The sequence below is a fragment of the Chloroflexus aurantiacus J-10-fl genome (assembly GCF_000018865.1).
Lineage (GTDB): Bacteria > Chloroflexota > Chloroflexia > Chloroflexales > Chloroflexaceae > Chloroflexus > Chloroflexus aurantiacus.
This window is the reverse complement of the sequence record NC_010175.1, coordinates 1599573-1625270: the sequence shown is the minus strand read 5'-3', so window position 1 is coordinate 1625270 and position 25698 is coordinate 1599573. Positions and strand designations below refer to the sequence as shown.

The following is a 25698-nucleotide window of genomic DNA, read 5'->3' as shown; positions in this document are numbered from 1 at the left end:
CGTTGAGAACGGGATGTACGGTCAGCCAGGGATGGCAGGAAGCAATGCTGTTGCGACGAACGCAGCAACGGGGTCGCTGCTGTAGCCGGGAGTAACTCACGTCGGCAAGTCACTCCCGGTCAAGTGTAGTACGAACAATCGGCAGGTACGAAATGGAAGCACGCTAAACGTGCGTCTTGCAGTGGCAGCACTTAGCCGGCAGGTTTCAGGAAGAGCGCACCCAGGGGCGGCAGGCGCAGTCGCAACGAAAAATCCCGGCCATGGGTTGGAATTGCTTCGGCCATCACGCCGCCGGCATTGCCTTGCCCACTTCCCCAATAATACTCCGAGTCGCTGTTAAACAATTCACGCCACCAGCCACCCACCGGTACCCCAATTCGGTAATCCTCACGCACGACCGGCGTGGCATTGATCACGATCAGAATTTGCTCGCCGTAGCGGCTCTTGCGCAGAAAGCTGTAGACGCTGGCATCGGCATCATTGGCATCGATCCACTCAAACCCACGTGGATCACAGTCCAGTTCGTGCAAGGCCGGCTCAGTACGGTAGAGACGGTTAAGATCGCCAATCAATCGTTGTACGCCCTGATGGGAGGGAAACATCAGTAAGTGCCAGTCCAGGCTGGTGTCGTGTGACCATTCGCGCCACTGTCCGAATTCACCACCCATGAAGAGCAGTTTTTTACCGGGTTGAGCAAACATATAGCTGTAGAGCAGGCGCAGGTTGGCAAACTTTTGCCAGACATCGCCGGCCATCTTGTCGAGCAGTGACCCTTTGCCGTGAACGACCTCATCGTGCGAGAGTGGTAGCACGTAGTTCTCGCTGAACATGTAGAGGCCACGGAAGGTCAATTCGTTGTGATGAAAGCGCCGGTAGATCGGATCGCGCCGGAAATACTGCAGGGTATCGTGCATCCAGCCCATGTCCCACTTGAAGCCGAAGCCCAATCCACCAACGTAGACCGGTCGCGATACCATCGGCCAGGCTGTGCTCTCCTCGGCAATTGTCTGCACATCAGGGTAGTACTTGTAAATCTGGGTGTTCAATTCGCGCAGGAAGCTAATCGCCTCCAGATTTTCGTTCCCACCGTATTCGTTGGGAATCCACTCGCCGGCTCGGCGCGAATAGTCGAGATAGAGCATGCTCGCAACCGCATCAACCCGTATCCCGTCAATGTGAAACTTATCCAGCCAGCAGAGCGCCGAGCTGATCAGGAAGCTTCGTACCTCGTTCCGACCATAGTTGTAAATATAGCTTCCCCAGTCGGGATGGTAGCCTTTACGCGGATCGGCGTGTTCGTAGAGATGGGTACCATCGAAGTAGGCCAGCCCATGACCGTCGGTCGGGAAGTGGCTGGGCACCCAATCGAGGATCACCCCAATCCCGTTTTGATGCAGATAATCCACAAAATACATGAAGTCTTGCGGCGTTCCGTACCGGCTGGTCGGCGCGAACATACCCGTCGATTGATACCCCCAGGAACCGTAGAAGGGATGCTCGGTGACCGGTAACAGCTCAACGTGGGTAAAGCCACAATCTTTCACATGCTCGACCAGCTCGTGGGCCAGTTCACGGTAATTGAGCGGACGGTTATCCTCTTCCGGTTTGCGCCGCCACGATCCCAAATGCACTTCGTAGATGGAGATCGGCGCATCGAGGCGCTGCCGCTGCCCCCGTTCGCTCATCCACTGTTGATCCGACCAGGTGTAATCGCGATCCCAGATAATGGCAGCCGTCTGCGGTGCGACCTCGAAGTAGGTGCCGAAGGGATCTGTCTTGTCTTCGCGATAGCCGTAGTAGCGCGAGGCGATGTGGAACTTGTAGCGCATGCCTTTACCGACGTGGGGGATAAATCCCTCCCACACACCCGAAAAGCCGCGCTGCCGGAGCGGGTTGGCACCGGCGTCCCAGTTATTCCAGTCGCCGATCACGGCCACATACTCGGCATTTGGTGCCCAAACCGCAAAATAGGTGCCCGGTACACCTTCCAGCACCACCGGCTGAGCACCAAATTTGTCGTACAAGCGGTAATGGGTGCCCTGGTTGAACAGATAAATATCATCCTCGCTGAGGATACTGGTCATCATAGCACGAGCAGCCGCCGAAGGTTCCTCAATGGTTGCGGTTGGTGCATCCGTGGTCGAGGCCGTCACTGTCGTGGAAGGCTCATCAGTATTCGCCACCTGTTTACGGCGGGTGCGGCGAGGTTTTTCGGTATCACTCATTGCAGCCTCCTTTATGGTGCTTCAAGCCGATGGTAGTGCAGGAACATCGGCGGCAGCGATCATTCTTCAATCTGGCGTAAGATGCCGTTGATCGGGATCGGCAGCCAGTCAGGGCGATTGTTCATCTCGTAACCCAGTTCGTAGACGGCTTTTTCGACGACAAACGTCTCGAGCAGGGCTTCGAGATCGGCCTGATCCTGGGGGACGAATGCTTCATGGCCGGCTGTGGTCAGATAGCCATTAAGAAAGGCTGCACAGACCCAGAAACTCCACATATCAGCCCAGCGCTGAAGTCGCTCGATCTCTTCAGCGCTTCTGCTTGCACCATTATGGGCATATAGAGCGGCATAGGCGACATACTGGTATGAGCGCAACATGCCGGCCACATCACGCAACGGTGAGCGTTTGATCCGCCGCTCGCTGATTGGGCGCAGTGGTTCACCCTCGAAGTCGATAATCATGTAATCTTTGCCGGTGAAGAGCACCTGTTCGAGATGGTAGTCACCGTGAATGCGAATACGCACCGTCTCGATCTTGTCACCGGTAATCCGTTGCAACCGCGCCAGGAGCGCCTCTTCACTCTGGGTAACACGCTCTGCCGCCGGACGAACGGTTGCCGGCAACGACGGCAGCAGTTTCCGCAAATCTTGCAGGGTTTGCCCGATCAGACTCCGAATACTCTGGTAGATTGAGCGCTGGTAGAGGGTCGAGAAGGGTTCAGGTGCCATTGCCGGTCCACTTCCTTTGGCCAGAGCCTGATGCATCTCCGCAGTCCGCTGACCGAGCAGGCGTGCCGACTCGAGGTAACCACCGATCAATTCCTCAACCAGGGCTGGCGGTGGCTGATGCGCAGCCGCGAGCATGCCGGCAACGCTTGCCTTCACAACCGGTGGCACGACATCGGTACGGGTGAGCACCGTATCATAGTAGCGGCGCACGACATCGAGCGCGTAATCGAAGGCATCACCTTCGTTCTGCACATAGCCCTGAACGATTGCCAGCGTCAACGGTTCATCTTTGCCGCGCAGATATTCAATGTAGCCGGCTACCGGTGGTGTATGGGGGAACCCAACCTCTTCGGTCAGGAAACGTCCCAGTTCCAGATCGGGATTGCGGCCCAGCTCGATCTTACGGAAGAGCTTCATAATGAGCCGACCACCAAAATTGATCGATGAATTGCTCTGCTCGCCACGCATCAAACTCGGTTCCAGGCCATCACTACCGCCGAGAAGCTTGCGGAGCGCACGGGTCGTGCCACCCACCAGCTCTCCACCGGCTTCACCCCGTAGACGGCGTCGTCCGATTATCAGTTCCAGGAGCGCCGACGCAAAGCGACGCTCACCGAGTGGGTCGTACAGGATACCGGCTTCAGGTCGACGGCCAACCCGTAGGCGGGCAATCACCATGTGGCGTTGATCGGCCAGTATCTGGTCGGCGCGCTCGCCTTCGGCATACGCCATCGGCAACAAGTAGGTTTCTGGGGCGCCTTCAACATAGGTGACCTGCAACAGTGTCAGGTAGGCTGGGCCACCGGCATAATCGAGACGGGCAAACTCGCTTACCTGCACCTGTTTGATCTTGCGTGTTTTGGCCCCAAACCAGCGCCGATAACGCAGGTAATCGGGTAAGACTCGCTCAAGCCGCGCCTGCCGGCCATCGTAGAAGATCGCATCCCACTCAATCGCATCAACCGGAATCTCAACCAGTTCGGTTTCAGGTTGGGGTGTGGGCAAGCGTACTCCTTCAATCCGTTGCGGTGTTAGCGTAAACCAGTAGAAGCTGTGTGGGCCAAGGGTCAGGAAATAGGGCTGATCGCCAATCGGTGGAAATTCCACCTGACCGAATAGCTCAACCGGCATCAGGCCACGGTACGGCGAGAGATCGAGTTCGACACCCTGAACAAACCGCGACAGATTGAAAACGGCCAGGAGAATCTGATCCTCGGTTTTGCGCAGGAAACAGAGCACCTTACGATTTTCGGGATAGAGAAATTCGAGCGTGCCCCGGCCAAATGCGGCGTAACGCTTCCGTAGTGCAATCAGGCGTTTCGTCCACCATAACAATGAATGCTGATTGGCGCTTTGCGTCTCGACGTTGACCGTCTCGTAGTGATACTCCGGATCGGTAATTACCGGCAGATAGAGTTGCTGAGGATTAGCCCGCGAAAAACCGGCATTCCGATCACCGCTCCACTGCATCGGCGTGCGCACACCGTTGCGGTCGCCGAGGTAGATGTTATCGCCCATCCCGATCTCATCACCGTAATAGATCACCGGCGTACCGGGCAGCGAGAAGAGCAATCCGTTCATTAACTCGATCTTGCGGCGATGGTTGCCGAGCAATGGTGCCAGTCGTCGGCGAATGCCGAGATTAATCCGGGCCTGGGGATCGCGAGCGTAGACCCGGTACATATAGTCGCGCTCTTCATCGGTGACCATTTCGAGGGTCAGTTCATCGTGATTGCGCAGAAAGATTGCCCACTGGCAATTGTCGGGTATTGGCGGCGTTTGCCGCATAATATCAATGATCGGATAGCGATTCTCAAGGTGAACCGACATAAAGAGGCGGGGCATCACCGGGAAGTGAAAGGCCATATGGCACTCATCGCCATCCCCGAAATAGGCAACCGCGTCTTCTGGCCATTGATTGGCCTCGGCGAGAAACATACGCCCCTGGTACTTTTCGTCCATATGCTTACGTAAGCGTTTGAGAAAGGCGTGGGTTTCCGGCAGGTTCTCGCAATTGGTGCCCTCTGCTTCGTAGAGGTAGGGGATGGCATCGAGACGCATGCCATCGACTCCCAGATCGAGCCAGAACTCCATCGCCTTGAAGACAGCCCGCTGGACAGCCGGATTTTCAAAGTTGAGATCGGGTTGATGGCTGTAGAAGCGGTGCCAGTAGTACGCCTGCGCCACTGGATCCCACGTCCAGTTACTGGTCTCAAAATCTTTGAAGATGATCCGGGCGTCCTTGTAGCGGTCGGGTGTATCCGACCAGACATAAAAGTTGCGGGCTGAAGTACCGGGCTTAGCCCGCCGGGCACGTTGAAACCAGGGGTGCTGGTCAGAGGTGTGGTTACAGACAAGCTCGGTGATGACGCGCAGCCCACGCCGATGGGCTTCGCGAATAAACACCTTAAAATCGGCCAGCGTGCCGTAATTGGGATGAATGTTCGTATAATCGGCTATATCGTAGCCATCATCGCGCAGCGGTGAGGGATAGAAGGGGAGCAGCCAGATTGCCGTTACGCCCAAATCTTGCAGATAGTCGAGCTTGCTGGTCAGACCGGGAAAATCTCCGATACCATCACCATTGCTATCGCAAAAAGCGCGCACGTGCAATTCGTAGATGACCGCATCTTTGTACCAGAGCGGATCATCGGCTAACAGAGTCGGCGTCTTGGCCGGGCGTACACGGTTCATGCCACTCCCTCATCGTACAACTATCAGGCGAAATACTCAAAGCCGCGCTCGTCACGGCGGAGCCGGCGAATACAAAAGATATGGACGGGAGCCATCGGGCTGAGCTGCACGTAATTATACTCTCCCGACCAGGTGTAACGTGCGTCCGTCAACAGATCGTGGGCCTGGAACACGCCATTCACGTTCCAGTCGTTCAGCGGCACCTGAACCCAACCACTGTGGGTACGTTCGGGGTCAAGGTTGACCACCACCAGAATGATGTCGCTGCCGTCCGGTGATGTCTTGCTATACGCGAGCAACCATTCGTGCTCGTGAAAATCGATGTCTACGCGGTGGAAGCGCAGGGTGTCATTCCGGTGAAGGGCCGGATGCTCACGCCGAATCCGATTGAGCTGGCCGATATAGCCGCGCAGGCTGTGCGGTGCATCGAGATTCCAGTGCCGGATTTCGTACTTCTCATTGTTAATGTACTCTTCACGTCCGGCTACCGGCGTGTGCTCCATCAATTCATACACCGGGCCGTACATACCCCAACTGGCCGTCAACGTCGCCGCCATCGCAGCGCGGGTCATAAACACCGAGCGCTGACCAGCGTAAAACTGTGGGGTCAGAATGTCAGGCGTATTCGGCCAGAAATTGGGAATGAAGAAATCACTGACCGGGCGGGTATTCAATTCCTGCAGATAGCTGGTCAACTCGTGTTTGGTAGTGCGCCAGGTGTAATAGGTATAGCTCTGCGTAAAGCCAATCTTGGCCAGATGGTACATCACCTTTGGCCGGGTGAACGCTTCCGAGAGAAAGATCAGGTCGGGATGCGCACTCTTCAGCGAGTTCAGACACCAGTCCCAGAAGCGAAAGCTCTTGGTATGCGGGTTATCCACCCGAAAGATACGCACACCCTGCTCGATCCAGAACTCGAAGACCCGGCGCAGCTCTTGCCATAGCCCCTGCCAGTCTTCCGATTCAAAATCGAACGGGTAGATATCCTGATATTTTTTCGGTGGATTCTCGGCATACTGGATGGTTCCGTCTGGGCGAGCGCGGAACCACTCTGGATGCTCACGCACGTACGGATGATCGGGTGAGCATTGGAACGCGATGTCAAGTGCTACTTCGATACCGTATTTCTGCGCTTCGCGCACCAGCGCCCGAAAATCATCCAATGTGCCCAATTCGGGATGAATGCTCATATGCCCGCCATCGGCATTCCCAATCGCCCATGGGCTGCCCGGATCGTTGGGGCCGGCATTCAGGCTGTTATTTTTGCCCTTGCGGAAGGTATATCCAATCGGATGGATCGGTGGCAGGTACAGCACATCAAAACCGAGTTCGGCAATGTACGGCAGCCGCTTGATCACATCGCGGAACGTGCCGTGGCGACCCGGCTCGTCAGCCGCCGAGCGGGGAAACAGCTCGTACCAGGCGGAAAAGCGTGCTCGTTCGCGTTCGACTGTTATCGGGTAAATCTCAGACTCGGTAGCAAATCGGCGTGGCAAATGGACAGCCATCAAGGAGTGGATTTCAGCGGCAAAGGCTGTATCAACGTCACCGGCAATCAGGGCCGCTTCGGCGACATGCAGCACCGCAGCATCAGCGCCACTGGCATTGCGTGCAGCCTCACCAACCAGCGCGGCACCGATCTGCAAATCGACCCGCACATCTTGCCCGGCAGCCAACCGCTTCTCAAGTTGATGCACCCAGGTCGCAAAACGGTCGATCCAGGCCACAACCTGAAACTCATGCCGACCGATGCTATTCAGGGTAAACTGACCTTCCCAACGATCATTGACCAGTAAGCGCATTGGTGCTTCATGCCATGTCTTAGCGCTGACCGGTCGATGGCGTACTACTGCTGCCAGTTCATCATGACCATCGGCAAACAGATCGCAACTGACCACCAGCGTATCACCGATGATTCGCTTCACCGGATAACGACCACCATCAATGATTGGCTCAACCGCTTCAATAATGACCCGTCGCCGTCCTTCACCGATCACCGATAGATCGAGTTTCGCTTTTGCCGCCGTGCGGCGAGTACGAGTGCGTGACTCCTTGACGGTCATTAGACCTCCTCAATTTGACAGCAAGCAATGTGCGTTCTGTGCACTTGCGATAGACGACAAACCGTATAGGTCGGTACGTCGTATGCTGGGGTATTGATAATCTGTGATGAAGCGCCAGCAGATGATATACGACAAACCGTATGGGCCGGCAAGCCGCATGCCGGGCATGTCCGTGATCTATGACAATGTTCAGTATGCCTGCCCTTTTGATTGTACGTTCCCCGGCGGGATGTGTCAAACTAGTTGCATGCGGTACTGATTGGTAACTTGGGTTGCTCGTCTAAGCATCTGCCGAAACCAGAACATAGTAGTTCTCTGCACGCACAAAATCGACAACGACATACCCGGCGGCAAAGGCAGCTTCAGCCCAGGCCCGAAAATGATAACGCCAGGCCTGGGCAATTGCTGGATCGTGCTGCTGAAGAGCAGCAAAATCGGCAGGAATAGCCAGCCGCACGACCGGTTCATGGGTGATCTGCACCGGCGTATCTAGTGTTGGGTTGAGCAAGGGTGATCTGGCAACCTGATCGGCTGATGGGCGGGCAAATGGCGAGTGTACCAGCCACCACTCGACCTGAAAACGGTCGCTGGGCAGGATGCCATCAACGAGTTCTGGCTCAGGCCCATACACATTCCGCAGGTAGGTACGGCTGATAGTGCCGAGTTTGTGCAGATTGAGATGGGCATTCCGGGCCAGCAGTGGATCAAACGTCCACGTCATCAGCTCCAGGTCTTGGGCCAGCACAAACTCGCGTTGCGCCCGTTTGAGTTGTTCGCCAATCCGGGCATCGCGCAGATCGGGGTGGACTGCTGCCATGTGTGAAGCGTGTTTTAACCGTCCGTCGGCAGTGCGCGCCAGAAAACCAAAGACGAAGCCGACCAGTTCGTCACCTTTGAAAGCCCCTAACACCAACCCGCCGTTCCGCTGTACGGTGGTCAGTAAGTTGAGCGGCACCACAAACTCATCACCCCATACCAGTTGCTGAAGCTGTTCGCACGCCCGATATTCGGCATACGTTGTCACCGGTCGGATATCAATCTGCATGGCATCCTCTCAATAGAAGTTTACAGTTATCGATGAAGGTATACATCATTCGTATCAGTAATACAGGTGGTTTCCTTAATATTTTGTTCCTGCTGTGCGACTTTGTTCTTTTATTATACGTGGTTCGTGCCTATAGCAAGCCAAACCCTTGAGAGCCGGGTTGTCGTTGGTCTGTTCCAATTCTTCCCAGCGACACAGATTGTCATTGGTGACCCAACTGGGGTCGCATGTCTGAGTTTGGTGGTTCTACTGTACACACAGGTCTGAAGCGAACACAGCTCCTGGCACGATCTATTCTGCCACTGTTAGCAGGCAAACAGAGAGCTACTTGCCAGAACCCCATCGTATTACATGCTTAACTGTCTTGTTCTGATAAAAATGTTCGTTATTGGAAATATTTTTAAATGATTTATAAAGGATACTTGTGAATTAACAATTTTGATTTGGTGGTTGATGAATTTTAAAATGATCTCATTGAATGCATTGTGTAATTCTGGTTGACAAGGTCTTGAGAGATTAATTTTGTGGAAATTTTTGAGGTTTAGGGGTTAAAACTGGATAAAAAATATTGTGATGCGAACTGTATGATCAGACGGTTTTTGAGGTTGGTTATATATAAATTGTTTCAAAATCTTGGACAGACTTCAAAGTTAGAAGTCACTTCATAACCCCATAGTATTAGGAATGATTTGGTAGACATTAATTATGCCCATGTCACCCTAGTTGGAGTGCAGAACCATGACTGACTACCTTCTCTCTATTATCACTGTGCACCTGAGAGGCGAGCCAGTCAATTGTTATTATGGAAGTGTGCGGTGACTATGTTGCTCCTAGAACATTTTGTGTGCACTCATACATAAACTGTCAAGATATGGCTGCCCATCAATTAACGCTTGCGGCCGGTTTAATCAGACATGCTTGGTTAAGAAATGAGTTCATATGTGTGTTGACAAGACAACAATGGTATGCTATATTCTCGGTCAACTAGAATATTCCCAAATACTTAAGTCAAGTCTCGCGAGAGGAAGCAGACGGTTCTAATGGGATGAGAGCGCTCCCATGTTTGTAGGGCAAAGTCTCGCGGGAGGAAACAGGCGGTTCTAATGGGATGAGAGCGCTCCCATGTTTGTGGGGCAAAGTCTCGCGGGAGGAAACAGGCGGTTCTAATGGGATGAGAGCGCTCCCATGTTTGTGGGGCAAAGTCTCGCGGGAGGAAACAGGCGGTTCTAATGGGATGAGAGCGCTCCCATGTTTGTGGGGCAAAGTCTCGCGAGAGGAAGCAGGCGGTTCTAATGGGATGAGAGCGCTCCCATGTTTGTGGGGCAAAGCCTCGCGGGAGGAAACAGACGGTTCTAATGGGATGAGAGCGCTCCCATGTTTGTGGGGCAAAGTCTCGCGAGAGGAAGCAGGCGGTTCTAATGGGATGAGAGCGCTCCCATGTTTGTGGGGCAAAGTCTCGCGAGAGGAAGCAGGCGGTTCTAATGGGATGAGAGCGCTCCCATGTTTTAATGAATGATATTACACCTGATAAGTATCCACAAAATCATGATTTGGTGCTGAACGTTGAAAAATACGCAGAATCAATTGCATGTTCTGGATACGCAAGAAGAAATGTTGTAGGTCTCTCGCTGGTAATAATGTCATAATCAGACCTGCCCGGTATAAGGACTAATATGCAAGGCGCCATCAACGTTGACTGTTGTTTGAGGAAGAGTGGCATCGTTGCACGTTATATGCGAGAACCGTTTAGTAACCGACAGGAAAAGGTGTTTTATCGGCAGAAATATCTGAAAGAATAAAGTAATACTGGTCGGCACCTTGGTGTGTATGACTAATCAGTGAATGCCAGGAGAGCGGTTGTTGGCTCACAATGTGGTGGCAGTGTGCACCAGAGAGGTGGAGCAGTACTTATCGTGAGCAGCTTCATTCCATCTGCTCCTGGAAACTCAACTGAGCTGGTGTACATGCATGCCAGAGAAGCGTAGATTCGTATCCAAAGGGGGATACTGTGGATAACCCAGTCAATGATGATCAACCAGTATATGCAGGATGTACTGAAGCTCTACTAAGACAATATCTTCATCCGCAAGATAGCTGGTATGTCATGACCCGGTACTCAACGAGGAGCGGTATTGTTGGGAGTTGTGGATGGGTTAACAGCCTAACTCCTGACTTTTCATCTCCCCTTACATGGTCAAGTCCTGAGAGTGGTATTAAGTTACACGCACTTAGCGCTCTGAGCCTGCGACACCATCGGCTAGGTAAGCAAGTTCTTCCAACACCGTTATATCGAAAGTATCCCCTATCATCTGATGTAAGGCGCCGAAGTAGACTTTGTTGCCTGTTGGTATCCTCAGACAACAGTAGCCAGACAGTAAACATTGCCTCTGCCAAACGCCTGCATGTTACCTTCCGCTTGCATCTGGGCAGTCTAACGTGCCGAACCATCCATGGCGCTCGATCCCTGCCCAAACTGCCTTTAGGCATGTACCCTGGTCGGTGCTGTGGACAATTTCTGCATTCCTTACAACACGCTGACCAGTATTCGAGACTATCCCTGTACGTTAGATACAGTCACAGAGTTGATCAAATCTGGACGATTGCCAAATTGCCTCGTTACTACATGTTATTTCCGCACCGGCAGTCGCACAGAAGCCAAGAACTGTGTTCCAAAGTATTGGCCTATCAAGTACTGAGCAAGATGATCAGCATTTTGTGGGTATTTACCAACAAACAACACAACAAGCATACAGTGCTGATGTACTCGCAATTCGTTTCTACCAAATGGAGATACAGATGACACTAGAAGAAATTGCGCGCCTTGCCGGTTGTTCACGCTCGACAGTCTCTCGGGTGATTAACCACGATCCACATGTGAGTCCAGAAATGCGAGAGCGAGTATGGCAAATCATTAAAGAGCACGATTTTCAGCCTAATCTTGCAGCACGCGCATTAGCTGGTCGTCGCAGTCGAGTCATCGGTCTGGTCATACCTCATCCACTCAGCACGATTTTTACCGATCCGTATTTTTCAGTATTGATTCAGGGGTGTGCAAAGGCATGTGATGAGCGTGGGTATTATTTGATGCTATCACTGGTGCTACGACAAGAAGACGACACCTATCAATGGTTAATTCACGCTCGACACATAGATGGTCTGCTTCTGGCACCACCGTTGATGGATGACCCGTTCGTGCAGCATTTGTTGGCCAAACGACTGCCGCTTGTCATGATCGGTCGAATTCCTGGTCGCACAGATATTTCTTCGGTGAATGTTGATAACCTCAAAGGCGCTATCCTGGCTACGCAGCATCTGTTGAAGCTTGGCTACTCGAAGATTGCCACTATTACCGGTTTAATGAGCCTGGTCGGCGCCTATGATCGCCTGGAAGGCTATCTGTGTGCGCTGCGCGAGGCGGGTATCGAGCCGCATCCGGAATATATTCAGGGGGGCGATTGGTCAGAAGCCAGCGGAAAGTACGCTATGCAACGCCTATTGCAGGTTACCCCTCGGCCTGATGCCGTGTTTGCTGCCAATGACAGCATGGCTGTCGGCGCGATAAAAGCAATCCAGGCGGCGGGGTTGAAGGTTCCTGATGATATTGCCGTAGTGGGATTTGATAACTTGCCGGTAGCGACAACGATTGATCCGCCTCTGACTACGGTACATCATCCAATTGAGCAGATCGGCTTTCTGGCTGCTGCTACGCTAATTGAACAGTTAGAGACCTGTACAACCCAGGCGGCGAAAGTTAGTGTTCAGCATATTGTCCTACCTACCAGGTTGATTGTTCGTATGTCTTGTGGAGCAGCGCTGCGACGTAGCACTCATCCCAAGACTCATTAAGGATTCGGAACGCAAGATAAAAAACAAGGAGGTGAACCAGGCCAGGACTACCAGGAGTAAATGTTGTACCTTATCGATTTATTTCCATGTTTTGGATCCCAGACGTTTTTTCGTGGAGGTACCTATGAAACACCGCTTCAGTCTTTTGATTGTTTTCATGGTGAGCGTGATACTAACCGCTTGTGGCCCATCTCCTGCACCGGTGGGGCAACCGACTACGGTGCAGCCAGCGCAGGCTCCAACTGCGCTGACCGAAGCGTCTGCACCGACACAGGTTGCAGCCCCGATAAGCGCTGATGCATTGCCACGTAAGGAAACGCTCTATTTCAATGGCTTACAGTGGGGACCGGTCGTCGGTTGGAATCCCTATTCCAATAACAACAACAACGGCATGGTGATTGCGCTACAAGACAGCGCTCGCGTGACCATGTTCGAGACGCCGTATTTGTATAACATGTTAGACGGTAAGCAATATCCATTGCTGGCTGATGGCGACTGGACATGGAACGCAGATCGCACCGAAATCACCTTCAAGATCAAATCGGCTGCCCGCTGGAGCGACGGCACGCCGGTGACTGCCGAAGATGTCGCCTACACCTGGGCCACGCATGTGAAGTACGAAACCGCGGTTGCTGCTGCGAATAGGGATTACATCGAGACCATCGAAGCAGTTGATCCACAAACTGTTGTGATCAAGGCAAAGCTCGATGCAAACGGACGGGCTGTCAATCCTTTGATCGTCCAGGCATACCTGAGCACGTACTACGTCATCCAGAAAGCCTGGACGCAGAAGCTGGAAGAGCGTAGTGGTGGTGATCCTACCAAACTGTTAGCCGATCCTGCGGAAGATGTCGTATATTCCGGTCCCTATGGCAAATTCTTTGCCGACGATACTAAGGTTGTATTGGTCCGCAACGACAATTACTGGGGCCAAGACCCCAGCATGTGGGGCAAGTTGCCGATGCCCAAGTACCTGGCGCACGTAATCTTCAAGGACAACGCAGCCGGTTCAACGGCCCTGGCCGCCGGTGAAGTGGACGTCAGCCAGCAATTCAACTCTAACGTGCAGGACCTGTGGGAGAAGCAGAATCTGCCCATCTCCACCTATCTACCCGAACCGCCCTATCACATTGGCGCTAGCCTGCCAACTGCGTTCTTTAATCTGAAAGCTGCCGGTCTGGATCAGGTTTGCATTCGCAAGGCGATTGCAATTGCAGTTGATTATTCAGCAATCATTGCCAACGCCATGACCAATCAGTCCGCCACTTTCGAGCAGGTGCCGCGCTCCCTGATGAACCCGACGCCCTTTGAGCAGGCGCTGTACAACCGCGAGGCGGTTGCACATTTGCAGTGGACGGGCAACGATATTGAAGGGGCTAAGAAGCTGCTCGATGACTGCGGGGTTGTTGATACCGACGGCGATGGATGGCGAGAGTATAACGGTCAGAAGCTGAGCTATGTGGCCACCTGCCCCAACGGTTGGTCTGACTGGCAAGCTGCTATCGAGATTGTCGCCGCAGCCGGCAAGCAGATTGGTATTGACATCACTACTAATTTCCCCGAGTGGTCGGTTTATCAGACAGTCGTCACCAAATCTGACACCCCCTTACCTGCTGGCTATGAGATCTTTATGATGTGGAGCGCAGGCGCCGGCCCGACGCAACCATGGGGACGTATTCGCAACCTGCTCAGCTCAGAGTGGATCGGCATGCCGAGCAACTGGAGCGGTAACTGGGGCCAATACTCCAACCCAGAGGTGGATGAGCTGTTGAAATTGATCCCGCATGAGACCGATGAAGCCAGGTTGAAAGAAATGTATACCCGGCTGGTCGAGATTTATCTGACCGACGTGCCTTCGTTCACCCTGATGTATCGCCCACAGAACTTCCACACTGTCAACGAAAGTATCTGGACAAACTTCCCGCATGAAGGTGATGGCACCAACCCGCCTGTCCCACCGCTTAACCTGATCGATGGCTGGGGCATTGCTGGTCTCTACAATCTCAGGCTTGTAGAGCCGTAGCGAGGCTGAAGAGACCCTTTCCGGACTATCTCCGAAAGGGTCTCTTCAAATCACTGACATGCTCAACTCACAGGCTCAAACGTGTTTCCAGGCATTTTGGATGTAGGGTCTTGTTCTGGAAGATGGTTCTCCGGAATACGGCTTCGCTCTGAGCAAGCCGGTGGGGATTGACAAACGGAAGGCAGGGTTGCGTTGAAAGGGTACATCAGATATTTTCTCAACAAACTCGGTTGGTTTGTAATCACCTTTGTCTTTGCCTTCGTCCTGAATTTTACGTTGCCTCGTCTAATGCCAGGTGATCCGGTTGCCGCAATCGTGGCACGGCAGGCGCAAGGCATCAGCAATCCAACCGGTGTGCAGGCAATCTATCAGCAATATACTGAGCTGTTTGGCACCGATAAGCCGATTATCGAGCAGTTTTTTATTTACGTACGCAATGTGTTTCGGGGTGACTTCGGGTTTTCATTTAGTCAGTATCCACGCACAGTGGCCGAGGTGATTGGTTCGTCGATTGGGTGGACACTGATCTTGCAGTTTCCAGCCATCCTTGTTGGCTGGATTTTAGGAAACTTGCTCGGTGCCATGGCTGCCTATCTCCGGGGCGGCTTTGATAAGGTACTCATGCCCTCTGCACTCTTCTTGAGCAGCTTTCCGGCTTTTGGGATGGCAGTGATTTTACTGGTGATCTTTGCGGTGTATTTGAAGTGGTTTCCCACTTCGGGAGGCTACGGCTATACGCTTATTCCTGGCCTGACACCAACGTTTCTATGGTCAGCTTTTATCCACTACCAGCTACCCTTCTGGTCGATTGTGTTGATTGCCATCGGCGGGCAGGCAATTGGCATGCGTTCGATGTCAATTTATGAACTGAATGCGGATTACGTGAAATTCGCTCGCTTCATGGGAATCAAAGACGACAAGATTGTCACTTATGTCTTTCGCAACGCCATGTTGCCACAGGTAACCGGTCTGGCATTGTCACTCGGCACGATGGTGGGCGGTGCGCTGATTGCGGAGATCGTCTTTAGCTATCCGGGTCTTGGTACAACGCTCCTGAATGCCGTTATGGGGCAGGATTACCCGCTCATCTCTGCGGCAACCTTGATCATCACATTTATGGTATTGACCGCCAACTTTATCCTCGAAATTTTATATGGCGTGATCGACCCGCGTATAAAGGCGGCTCAGTCTGATTGAGAGGATAAGTGCTTATGCAACACACACTTCGACAGGTTTTTCGCTCTGGTAAGTTTGTGGTGGGATTCACTATCCTGATGACAATCCTCCTGATTGTCATTGTTTACCCTTTAATCGTGCGCCATCCACCGTTACAGATCATTGGGCAGGGAACGTTCTTCCCACCTGGTATCTATGTCAGTGTCTACGATGCCGTCAACTCGCCGGTCTTGTATACGCTTAACCTTGAGGACGCCGCCGTCAAGCGCATTGAAAACCGGTTGCGTCAGGAAGACCGTGTTGCCATGAAGGAGTGGCTGGTCGCGTTCGGGGTGCCCGCAGAAGAGATCGATACCAACGATACGGAAAAGTTGTTGGCACTCTGGGAGGCGAACTATGATCCGAACCTGCGCTTAGAGGGCATGACCTTTGCCCGGCAGCGCTATTTCCAACGGGTTGATGCTGCTCTTGAAGGGCTACTCTCTACGGAGCCGGCGATCATTGCTGTGCCCAACTCAGCGACGGGTGCCCTCGAGCAGAAAGCGATAATCCAACAAACGGACTACGCTAACGTGGGTGAGATCGCTAATGTGCGCATTCTGCCATTGGGCACGGATAATTTTGGACGTGACGTACTGACCCAACTGGTGACAGCTACGGCGGTTTCTCTGGTAATCGGACTGGTTGCAGGATTGATTGCTACTACCATCGGCCTGACATTAGGGCTACTGGCAGGATATATTGGTGGGCTAGTTGATGACATGATCATGTTCTTAACCAACTTATTTACCGTTATTCCCACGTTTGTGCTGCTCATTCTCATTTCGTTCAGTATTGGTCAGGATCAGCGCGGAGCAATTACCATTGCTGCTGTAATTGGCTTGACCTCGTGGGTGTGGACAGCCAGAGCTGTACGGTCGCAGGTACTTTCCCTGCGTAATCGTGATCATGTCAATTTATCGAAACTCTCCGGCCATTCGGTGCCTCGTATCATTCTGACCGATATTCTGCCCTACATTGCCTCATATGTAGTGATGGCATTCATCCTGCAAGTCTCATCGGGCATTTTAGCAGAGGCAGGTCTATCTATCCTGGGTCTTGGTCCACGCACTACCGAAACACCGACCTTGGGGTTGATGATGAACTGGGCCATGATTTATCAGGCGCATATTCTAGGCAAATGGTGGGCCTATCTGCCGGTGCTCGTGACAATTGCATTGATCTCCTTCTCGATGAATCTGATGAACACTGGTCTTGATCAGGTTTTCAACCCTGCTTTGAGAGATTGAGTAAAGCGATGGGAAAAGTCATGCTTGAGGTCCGTGACCTCACTACCAAATATGTCACCCGCTACAAGGAAGACGTCTATGCCGTTGACCGCGTATCGCTGAAGATCGAGGAAGGCAAGACTCTCGGTATCGCTGGTGAGTCAGGCTGTGGCAAATCGACATTGGCCCTCAGTCTGATGGGCTACTACTTTCCACCCCTCCATTACATTAGCGGCGAGATTATCATCGACGGACAGAATATTACCGGCATGAAACCGGATGAGGTGCGCAAGTCGATTCTGGGGAAAGAGATTGCCTACATCCCGCAGGCGGCAATGAATGCGCTTAACCCGACACGTAAAGTCATCGACTTCATCGGTGATGTCATTCGTGCCCATGAGCCGAGCTGGACCAGGCAGATGATCCTTGATCACGCCCGCGCTTTGTTTGAGCGGCTCGGTCTACCGCCCGAGGTGCTGTACAAATATCCGGTGGAATTGTCGGGTGGTATGAAGCAACGCACGGTGATTGCTGTGGCCGTGATCCTGACACCAAAGGTGTTGATCGCTGATGAACCCTCTTCGGCACTAGATGTTACTTCGCAGAAGATGGTTATCAAGATGTTGCGCGACATGATGGAGAGTGGCTTCATCAAGGCGATGATTTTTATCACGCATGAGTTGCCGCTGCTTTACAATGTCGCCGATGACATCATGGTTATGTATGCAGGGCAGATCGTCGAAAAGGGTACGGCCAAACAGACGGTCTTTGACCCACTCCATCCATATTCCAAAGGGTTAATGGGGTCGATCCTTGTGCCAGAGAGTGGCTTGCGCAGTGCCAAGCTGACTGCCATTCCCGGCGCACCGCCAAACCTCAAAAACCCGCCACCCGGTTGTCGCTTTGCTGACCGTTGTAAATATGTCAAGCCAGAGTGCAGAGTCATGTCGGTTCCTCTATACGAGGTAAGCCAGGGCCGTGCCTATCGGTGCATTTTGTCAGAGGAGGAGTTGAGGAGGGCATACAACCATGGTGAGCAAGGGAAATCCGTGTTTGAGCGGTAGAGGAGTTACCAAAATTTTCGGCTTTGGCCGTCACAAGACGATCGCCGTCGATCATGTTGATTTTGATTTCCACGAAGGAGAAATCGTCTCGATTGTCGGTGAGTCGGGTAGTGGTAAGACTACTCTGGCAAAGATGTTGCTAGGGCTGATCAATGCCACTGAGGGGGAAATTTACTTCCAGGGAAAGAAACGCGACCTCAGCTCCGGCAAAAAGAAGCAGGAATACTGGCGCAACATCCAGGCTATCTTTCAGGATCCATTCTCTTCCTACAATATCTTCCATAAGATCGACTCCGTACTGCTTGATTGTATCCGAATGCGCGGCGGGGGTAACCTTCCGCGCGAACAGAAGGTGGAGTTGATGACGGAGGCGTGCAGTTTTGTCAACCTGAAGTTCGCCGAGCTGACCAACAAATATCCCTTCGAGCTGTCAGGTGGACAAATGCAGCGCTTGATGATCGCTCGCATTTTCCTCCTGAAACCCAAAATTTTGATAGCGGATGAACCGACTTCCATGATCGATGCCTGTTCACGCGCAACTATTCTGGATTATCTGATGAAGCTGCGCAGCGAAACTGGCATGACGCTTATTTTTATCACCCACGACATTGGTCTGGCCTATTATGTTTCAGATACAATCTACATCATGGAACGTGGACGCTTCGTTGAGAGGGGTTCTGCCGATGATGTGATTTTGCAGCCAAAACATCCGTATACCCGCCGATTGATCAGTGATGTGCCCAAAATCTATGAGGAATGGGATCTCTCGACGGTGTAAACGTTATCTGGTTGCCAGGAGCAGGATGGCGAGTCTTGGGTAAAAACAAGATCTTCTGGTATCTCTACACAGAGACACAAAGGTTTTCTTTGCACCTTTGTGTCTCTGTATAAATGTCCGAATCTTTCCACAAAATGTTGCGGCTAAAACCTGTTTCGTGAATCTATAGCGAGCCTGTTTTTTCAGGCTATTGCGTTACGTCGTGTGTGTGATAGCAGGATAGATGATGTGCATCATAGCTGAGACTACCAATTCGTTAGTTCGTTACTGAATGATGTTCGGTTGCATTGTCAGGAACGCACAGCGTGCCATGACTGCGAATGCGATGTGCGTGGCATAGTTAGTATTCAGAGATAGATATCACCAGGTTGTGAGTAGATTCGACGATTGGTGCGCTCAGTCAGCTATGAGGCACCGGTTGGGTCAATCTAACGACCACCTCCAGGCTCTGGTCGGGCAAGAGCTTGAGAGGCTTCTTGCCGCTGGTGCGGGGATTGATAGGTTGTGCAACTGCCAGGATGGGCGATATGCGGGTAGATGACCGGGTCTGGTTCCTGTTCGTTAGAAGTGTGTGATAACGGTGTGACGTCAGGTGCGATGGAAGCCAACATTTGATATTATCTCTGCCAGTTTGGCCTGCATGAACCCATTTCCGCTCCAAGTCCAGGGAAGAAATTACCACGAGATCGCTACTATATCATCAAGAAATACCGATGACCGAGATGCCTGTAATCTCGACCCAAACCAACCCGACGCCAGATCAGGCCGTGGCCGTTTTGCACATAGCTCTTCTATGCGATATGTTATAATCCAATTCTCAATAACCGCATATGGGAGTCGAACCTGCCTGGTCTGGCAGGTTTGGCGAGGAGCCTTGTGTGCCTGCGCGTCCATTCCTCAAGTGGGCTGGTGGGAAAAGTCAGCTCTTGCCAGAGCTTTCGCGGCGCATTCCAGAGCGTTTTGGCCGCTATCACGAGCCGTTTGTCGGTGGTGGCGCACTCTTCTTTTACCTCTGGAACAATGGTCTGTTGCGACACGGGGCCATGCTGAGCGACCTCAACGCGGAACTGATCGACTGTTACATTGCTGTTCGTGATGAGGTTGAGGATCTGATTGAACTGCTGCATCGTCTGCGCCCGTATGCGACCGACCGTGATTTCTTCTACGATATTCGCAGTTGGGATCGCCAACCAGATTTTGCTCGTCGCTCACGGGTGGAACGTGCAGCCCGCACCATCTTTCTCAATCGCACCTGCTACAATGGTCTCTATCGCCTGAACAATAAGGGGCAGTTCAACGCCCCCTTCGGCTATTACAAGAATCCGCAGATTGTAGACAGCGATAATCTCCGTGAGGTGAGTCGGGCCTTACGCAATGTTGATCTGCGGGTGGCCGATTTCGCGGCTGTCCTCGATGAGGCTCAGGCGGGTGATTTTGTCTACTTCGATCCGCCGTATGTGCCGGTAAGCAGTACCGCTTCCTTTACCAGTTACACACGACGCGGCTTCGATGAGGGTGAACAGCGTCGGCTTGCCCTGGTCTTTCATCAACTGGCAGCGCGGAATTGTTTCGTGATGCTCTCGAATTCATCAACAACCCTGGCACATCAGTTGTACGCCAACGCCTGCCGGGTCGATGTTGTGCTGGCCAGTCGTAAAATCAATTGCAACGGCTCACGTCGCGGGCTGGTTGAAGAGCTGATTGCCTGTAGTTTTCCGGCTGGCGTGTTCACTCCACACAAGCTTGCCAGTGATTAGAATGTGTGCCGGTACACGGCCTGTCAACGATATAGATGCGTCTACTCGCTCCGGCGCCAGTTCCAGGCGATCACGGCCAGATAACCTGCGGCACCAATTGCGATACCTACCGGCCAGGAACTACTGGCCTGAAAACTGATCAGACCGGCCAGCAACGGCCCAACGGCTGCCAACAGCGGACGCAAATCGTCACCGGGCGGATGACTGGCCCGCAGACGACGGCGCACCGGCGTTGCCCTCTCTAGCTGTTCGGGTAACGTATCATCAGTTTCGTCGTCATCGTCTTCGTCTGTCTCGAAAATAGCAGGTGGTAAGGGGTTATCGAGCGGTGGATGTTCGCGTAGCTCGGCCCGGTACGCTTTCCGCCAGCGGTATGTTGGCCGCCGGCGCGTCTCGTAGAGATGGTAGGCCGCACGCTGCAAAAAGGCCGGCTGACCGGCACTCAGCGTCATCAACTCGCGTACTTCATCAGCACTAAACAGACGCTCACCTTCTTCGAGGTAGCTATCGAGCAAAAGGCGCGCTTCGGCGAAGCTCAATGGCCCTAGCCGCACCGTGGCGAATGGTTCACTCAGCATGGGTGGTGTGCCACGGATGGCCCCGACAACCATCAGATCGTATGCCAGCGTTTGCCCGGTTGGCCCGGCTACTCCGTGGTAGCCGGGCGCACTTCGCCGGGCCAGGCGGCCCAATCGTTCGAGCAGGTCTTCACCCCAACCGGCGGCAATCGCGGCCTCGACCCCATCGAGACAGATCAAGACCGGCCTGCCACTGGCCGCCAGACGCTGTTCCAAAGCCGCAATCGTTGGTTCACTCCCCCCCAGAGCACGAACGATCAGACCATACGTTGTCGCCGCATCAGGCAACAGGGAAAGATCAAGGTAGAAGGCGTTCAGATTGGGGATTTCCAGCACTGCTCCAGCGGCCTGTGCCAGGTGCGTCAACAGCGATGATCGACCACTCCCGCTCGGCCCGTACAGCAAGAGTGGGCGACGGCGTTCGAGTTGTTCACATGCCGCTCCCAGCTCGCGCCAGCGACCAACAAATTTGCCCGGATCGGTAATCCGTCCGCGCTCAGCGAAGGGATTTTTCATGCGACCTCCACCGCTAACCTGTTTACCGGGTTACTGAAGGTACCAGCGTTCAATATTCCACAAGTAGCGCGGTGTCGTCAGATCAACCGGCCCGTCAAGCGTTTGTACCCGTGTGTTGATCACGACTGCGGTGCGATCAACCCATAAGTAGAGGTAAGGCAATTCACTGGCCAGGCGAGCCTGGGTCTGGGCAATTGCACTGCGCCGTTCCTCACGACCGTAGAGCTGACGGGCAATCAGTGCCTGCTCGTCGTACACCGGATCGTTGAAGCCAACAAAATTGCGGGTAGCACGGGTGTCACCCGGCCCCTGTTCAAGCTGACTGGAATGGAAGAGCGCAAAATCATCGGGGTCGTAGAACATCGTATCGGCAAAGTTCGGATCACCGGCGCCGTTCAACCAGCTTCCCAGCAAGAGGTCGAAATCGTATGGTGCCACGTAGCGTGCCAGAATGACGGTTGCGAAATCAGCCGGTTCTACGACAATCTGGATACCGATGCTGGCAGCAATTTCGGCGATGCGACGGGCAGCCACCAATCGCCGTTCATCATCGTTCCGAACGTAGAGGCGGGCGATCAGCGGTACTCCCTCCCGTTGGCGGATTGTTGCACCGGGAGGCAATACCCAACCGGCGGCATCAAGTATCTCGCGTGCAGCCGGCAGGTCGCCAGCCGGCAGTGGCGGCGTCAGATCGGCCCAGCTACCCGGCAAGGCGCCATTGCCGACCGGCACCCCCACCCCCTTGGTTGCCGTCTCCACCAGGCGCGGCAAATCGATAGCCGTTGCCAGCGCCTGCCGCAGGCGCACATCGGCAAACGGACGACCGGGACGCAAATTGAAGGCCAGAAAATAGACCCCATTTTCGGGAATACTGCCATTACGCAAGGTTGTGACATCAACGAGCGCATCCTGGGCACCCCAGGGCAGTTCGGCCACCAACAATTGCCCATCACGAAGGGCTTGCTGAGCTGTCGCTGTTTCCGGCATGACTGTCAGCATCACCTGATCGAGGAGTGGTGAGCCGTGATGATACTGATCGTGTCGTTCCAGCACCAGACTGCCATCGGCCTGCCGTTCCCGCAGACGAAAAGGGCCGCTCCCAATCGGCTGATCAAGAAAATTGATCTGACTCACATCACGCCCGGCAAACAGGTGACGGGGTAAGATAGGAACGGCTAGCAGACTCAGCATCGGCGCATAGCGGCTGCGCAACTCAATCACGACCGTGCGTTCATCAGGGGCAGACGCCGCAGCAATGTAGCGCAGGTCGGCCAGGAGGGCAGTACTGGTTTCGGGCAGACTGCGCAGCGCTTCCAATGTGAAGAGCACATCGGCAGCCGTCAGCGGTTCACCGTCGTGCCAGTACACGTTCTGACGGAGCGTAAACGTCAATCGTCGTCCATCGACATCAATGTCAAGCCGCTCAGCCAGATCGGGGTTTGGCCACAGATCGGCATCGAGACGCATCAAACCACTGTAGAGCAGACTGATCAGATGTTCTTCACCACGAGAACGTGGCTGCCAGGGGCGCAGATCGGTAACAGGAGCAGCAATTCGTATGCTCAGTGTACCACCACGGGGAAGTGGGGTTGCCGTTGGTGGGAGCGTGGCTGTAGGCAGCATCGTTGCCGTTGGCGTCGGTGGGGGGAGTGTGGCACATGCAGCCAGGAGGACGCTCAACATGATCAAGATGAATAGCAATCGGTTGTGGCGAAGCCTGTAATCGTTATGCATAGAAATATTATACCAACGCTTATTTTCTTGGGCAGCACCTACCGAAACCTTATGGTACAATACAAAAGCAATGCAGAAACACAATTCCGACCGAACACCGGGGCACGGAAAGGGAACCACAATGACCTCACGGCTGCAAGAAGCGGAAGTGATCGTCTGGGATCGTTTAAGCCCTTTTGGACAGGCGCAATCCTTTCGCCGGCACAATACAATCTACACTCCGACCCAACCGGCACAAACCCTTTACCTGCTAATGAGTGGTCAGGTTGGGTTACATCTTGCGTCACGCGAAGGACGGCTACTCACTATGCGTGTTGTCGAAGAGCGACAGGCGTTCGGCTTGAGTGTCTTTGAGCGTGATGCAACCTATGATACCTTTGCCGAAGCGTTGACGCCGGTACGGGTGTTGGCGGTTCCCCGGAGTGAGGTACTGCAAGCGATGGCTGAAGACGGGACGCTGGCCATGGCAATGCTTGAACTTCTCGGCCAGCAACGTATGATCGTGAGCCGACGAATTGAGGAGGTGGCCTTTAAGTCAGTTCCGGCCCGGTTGGCTTCAGTCCTCCTCGAAATGTCGGAGACGCAACAGGTGGCTGCCCCGCAACCGAATCGCTTGCCCCGGCGCACCCATCAACAGCTTGCTGATATGATCAATGCGTATCGCGAAACCGTGACTAAGGTCATTAATCAGTTCCGCGATGCCCGTCTGCTCGACGTGGATAGTTCCGGCATTACCCTGTTGAACCCATCCCGACTACGCGAGCTGGCTCAGAGTTAGCGAGCAATCTCTTCAGGTGCCAGGCGCTTTTTGCGCTTGCGCATGTGCTCACGACGTACCACCAGCTTCCACCACAGGCCAATAAGTTGAACAAAGGTGCGCCAGAGCCGTGGGAAGTTGAAGAACTGACTCTTGCCGTAAGTGCGGTGGTAGTGATGAACCGGTACTTCGGCGAAGCGATAGCCGGCATCTTGTAGCTTCTTCACCAGCTCCAGGCAAATCGTCCCGCTGTCTGATTCCAGCTCAATATCGTCGAATACATGCCGGCGAATAAGCCGAAAATCGCAGTCAACGTCGCGCAATTTAAAGCCGAAGAGAAATTTCACCGTGTGGTGGTAGATACGACCGATGATAATGCGATGCAACGGGTCTCCGCGATCTATCTTCCAGCCATTCACAATGTCGATATCGTCACGCAGTGCCGGTAAGAGAAGCTTGAGTTCGCGTGGATCGTACTGCGCATCGCCGTCGGTGTAGAAGATCAGGTCTTTCGTTGCTTTGGCAAAGCCAACCCGTAACGCTCCACCGTACCCTAACGCCTGGCGATGTGTGTACACGCGCAGCCGATCATAGCGCTTTGCCAGTGATTCGAGAACATCAACCGTGTAGTCAGTACTTCCATTCTCGACAACAATCACCTCGTAATCATCGGTAATTTCTTCCAGCGTCTCGATAGCTGCAACCACCATACTACCAATTGTACCGGCATCATTGCAGGCGGGAAAAAAGACGCTGATACTGGGTCGCTTGTCCATACAGTTGAACTCCATGCGCCGTTTGAAGTGCCGCCGGCTGATTATAACACAGGCGTCGTGCACTCCTCGTCAGGGGCTGAACGTAAAGCTGTGCTACGGTGACAGCAACACAGGCTGATGAACGTTTACAACGTACCTGAGATGAAGAAAGGAGTAAACGCTGTCGCTCATTCGCAGCGTAATCACGCGCTGGATGGGACATCGTGTAGGTTTCCTGGTTTGGCGTGCGCAAGCCACATTTCCGCACTCACCGTGCTCGATGTCGGGTGTGTGTAGAAGTTATCTCATGAACTACTGACAGACCCCATAATCGTGACGATCACACTCAGCATCTCCGTTACCAGCAGGGTCAACGTCAGGCACGCGCCGGATCGTGATCACGGCTGACGCGGCAGCCTGGCTACCGCACTCCAAATGCTGCGACATGTGCATCACGCACGGGCAAGGCAATCAATCCAGTGCGTGATAGCACCGGAGATGGTCGTCATCCATCCCCGCAGCTAAGCCGACAGATTGGGAGCAGGATAGGCAAGGCTTTGGTGATCGGTAATCGTTCATGCGCCTGGGTGCAAGGCTGGTAGGACGACAGTGCAGCTTTGTGAAATAAGTTCTGGTCAAGATTGATATTGATGACTGCTGGTGTGCTATCATACGGATAGCACTGGCAAGT

15 protein-coding genes are annotated in these 25698 nt (G+C 53.5%); 8 read left to right on the top strand and 7 right to left on the bottom strand.

What is annotated here, in order from left to right:
• Window positions 1-191: 191 nt before the first annotated feature.
• The 4 genes from glgB to CAUR_RS06065 all read right to left on the bottom strand — a co-directional run bounded on the left by glgB (window position 192) and on the right by CAUR_RS06065 (window position 8755).
• A complete protein-coding gene (glgB, locus tag CAUR_RS06080) occupies window positions 192-2225 on the bottom strand; it encodes a 1,4-alpha-glucan branching protein GlgB (RefSeq protein WP_012257047.1) in 2034 nt (677 codons plus the stop codon).
• Between the two features lie 59 nt (window positions 2226-2284).
• Window positions 2285-5647: a maltose alpha-D-glucosyltransferase gene (gene treS / locus CAUR_RS06075; protein WP_012257046.1), complete on the bottom strand. Its 3363-nt coding sequence runs from the start codon at window positions 5645-5647 to the stop codon at window positions 2285-2287.
• 23 nt (window positions 5648-5670) lie between these two features.
• The gene (locus tag CAUR_RS06070; RefSeq protein ID WP_012257045.1) at window positions 5671-7710 is read right to left on the bottom strand and encodes an alpha-1,4-glucan--maltose-1-phosphate maltosyltransferase; all 2040 of its coding nucleotides are present in this window, start codon (window positions 7708-7710) and stop codon (window positions 5671-5673) included.
• A gap of 280 nt (window positions 7711-7990) precedes the next feature.
• Window positions 7991-8755 (bottom strand): hypothetical protein, encoded by a 765-nt coding sequence (locus CAUR_RS06065; protein ID WP_012257044.1) that lies wholly within the window; start codon window positions 8753-8755, stop codon window positions 7991-7993.
• 2664 nt (window positions 8756-11419) lie between these two features.
• Between CAUR_RS06065 and CAUR_RS06060 the strand changes: the two genes are divergently transcribed.
• The 7 genes from CAUR_RS06060 to CAUR_RS06030 all read left to right on the top strand — a co-directional run bounded on the left by CAUR_RS06060 (window position 11420) and on the right by CAUR_RS06030 (window position 20667).
• Entirely contained in the window at window positions 11420-12601 is a 1182-nt protein-coding gene (locus tag CAUR_RS06060; protein ID WP_242605084.1) for a LacI family DNA-binding transcriptional regulator, read from the top strand.
• Between the two features lie 91 nt (window positions 12602-12692).
• Window positions 12693-14624 carry an ABC transporter substrate-binding protein gene (locus CAUR_RS06055; RefSeq protein WP_242605083.1) on the top strand — a complete coding sequence of 644 codons (1932 nt, stop codon included), beginning with the start codon at window positions 12693-12695 and terminating at the stop codon, window positions 14622-14624.
• Window positions 14625-14816: 192 nt separating this feature from the next.
• Window positions 14817-15821 carry an ABC transporter permease gene (locus tag CAUR_RS06050; protein ID WP_012257041.1) on the top strand — a complete coding sequence of 335 codons (1005 nt, stop codon included), beginning with the start codon at window positions 14817-14819 and terminating at the stop codon, window positions 15819-15821.
• 14 nt (window positions 15822-15835) lie between these two features.
• A complete protein-coding gene (locus CAUR_RS06045) occupies window positions 15836-17089 on the top strand; it encodes an ABC transporter permease (protein ID WP_012257040.1) in 1254 nt (417 codons plus the stop codon).
• Window positions 17090-17109: 20 nt separating this feature from the next.
• On the top strand, window positions 17110-18132 hold the full coding sequence (locus tag CAUR_RS06040) for an ABC transporter ATP-binding protein (protein WP_012257039.1): 1023 nt from the start codon (window positions 17110-17112) through the stop codon (window positions 18130-18132).
• Window positions 18122-18910, top strand: coding sequence for an ABC transporter ATP-binding protein (locus tag CAUR_RS06035; RefSeq protein WP_242605082.1), 789 nt, complete (start codon window positions 18122-18124; stop codon window positions 18908-18910). Before CAUR_RS06040 ends, CAUR_RS06035 begins: the two co-directional genes overlap by 11 nt.
• A gap of 878 nt (window positions 18911-19788) precedes the next feature.
• Window positions 19789-20667, top strand: coding sequence for a DNA adenine methylase (locus CAUR_RS06030; protein ID WP_012257037.1), 879 nt, complete (start codon window positions 19789-19791; stop codon window positions 20665-20667).
• A gap of 41 nt (window positions 20668-20708) precedes the next feature.
• Here CAUR_RS06030 and CAUR_RS06025 read toward each other — a convergent pair whose 3' ends face one another.
• Complete coding sequence (locus CAUR_RS06025) at window positions 20709-21761, bottom strand: ATP-binding protein (protein ID WP_012257036.1); 1053 nt, start codon at window positions 21759-21761, stop codon at window positions 20709-20711.
• 30 nt (window positions 21762-21791) lie between these two features.
• Window positions 21792-23444, bottom strand: a complete 1653-nt coding sequence (locus CAUR_RS06020; protein WP_242605081.1) for a peptide ABC transporter substrate-binding protein — start codon at window positions 23442-23444, stop codon at window positions 21792-21794.
• 172 nt (window positions 23445-23616) lie between these two features.
• On the opposite strand from CAUR_RS06020, the gene CAUR_RS06015 reads away from it, so the two are divergent.
• Window positions 23617-24273 (top strand): Crp/Fnr family transcriptional regulator, encoded by a 657-nt coding sequence (locus CAUR_RS06015; RefSeq protein ID WP_012257034.1) that lies wholly within the window; start codon window positions 23617-23619, stop codon window positions 24271-24273.
• On the opposite strand, the gene CAUR_RS06010 is transcribed toward CAUR_RS06015, so the two are convergent.
• Window positions 24270-25028 carry a glycosyltransferase family 2 protein gene (locus CAUR_RS06010; protein WP_012257033.1) on the bottom strand — a complete coding sequence of 253 codons (759 nt, stop codon included), beginning with the start codon at window positions 25026-25028 and terminating at the stop codon, window positions 24270-24272. The two genes, CAUR_RS06015 and CAUR_RS06010, sit on opposite strands and share 4 nt — an antisense overlap.
• Window positions 25029-25698 lie beyond the last annotated feature (670 nt).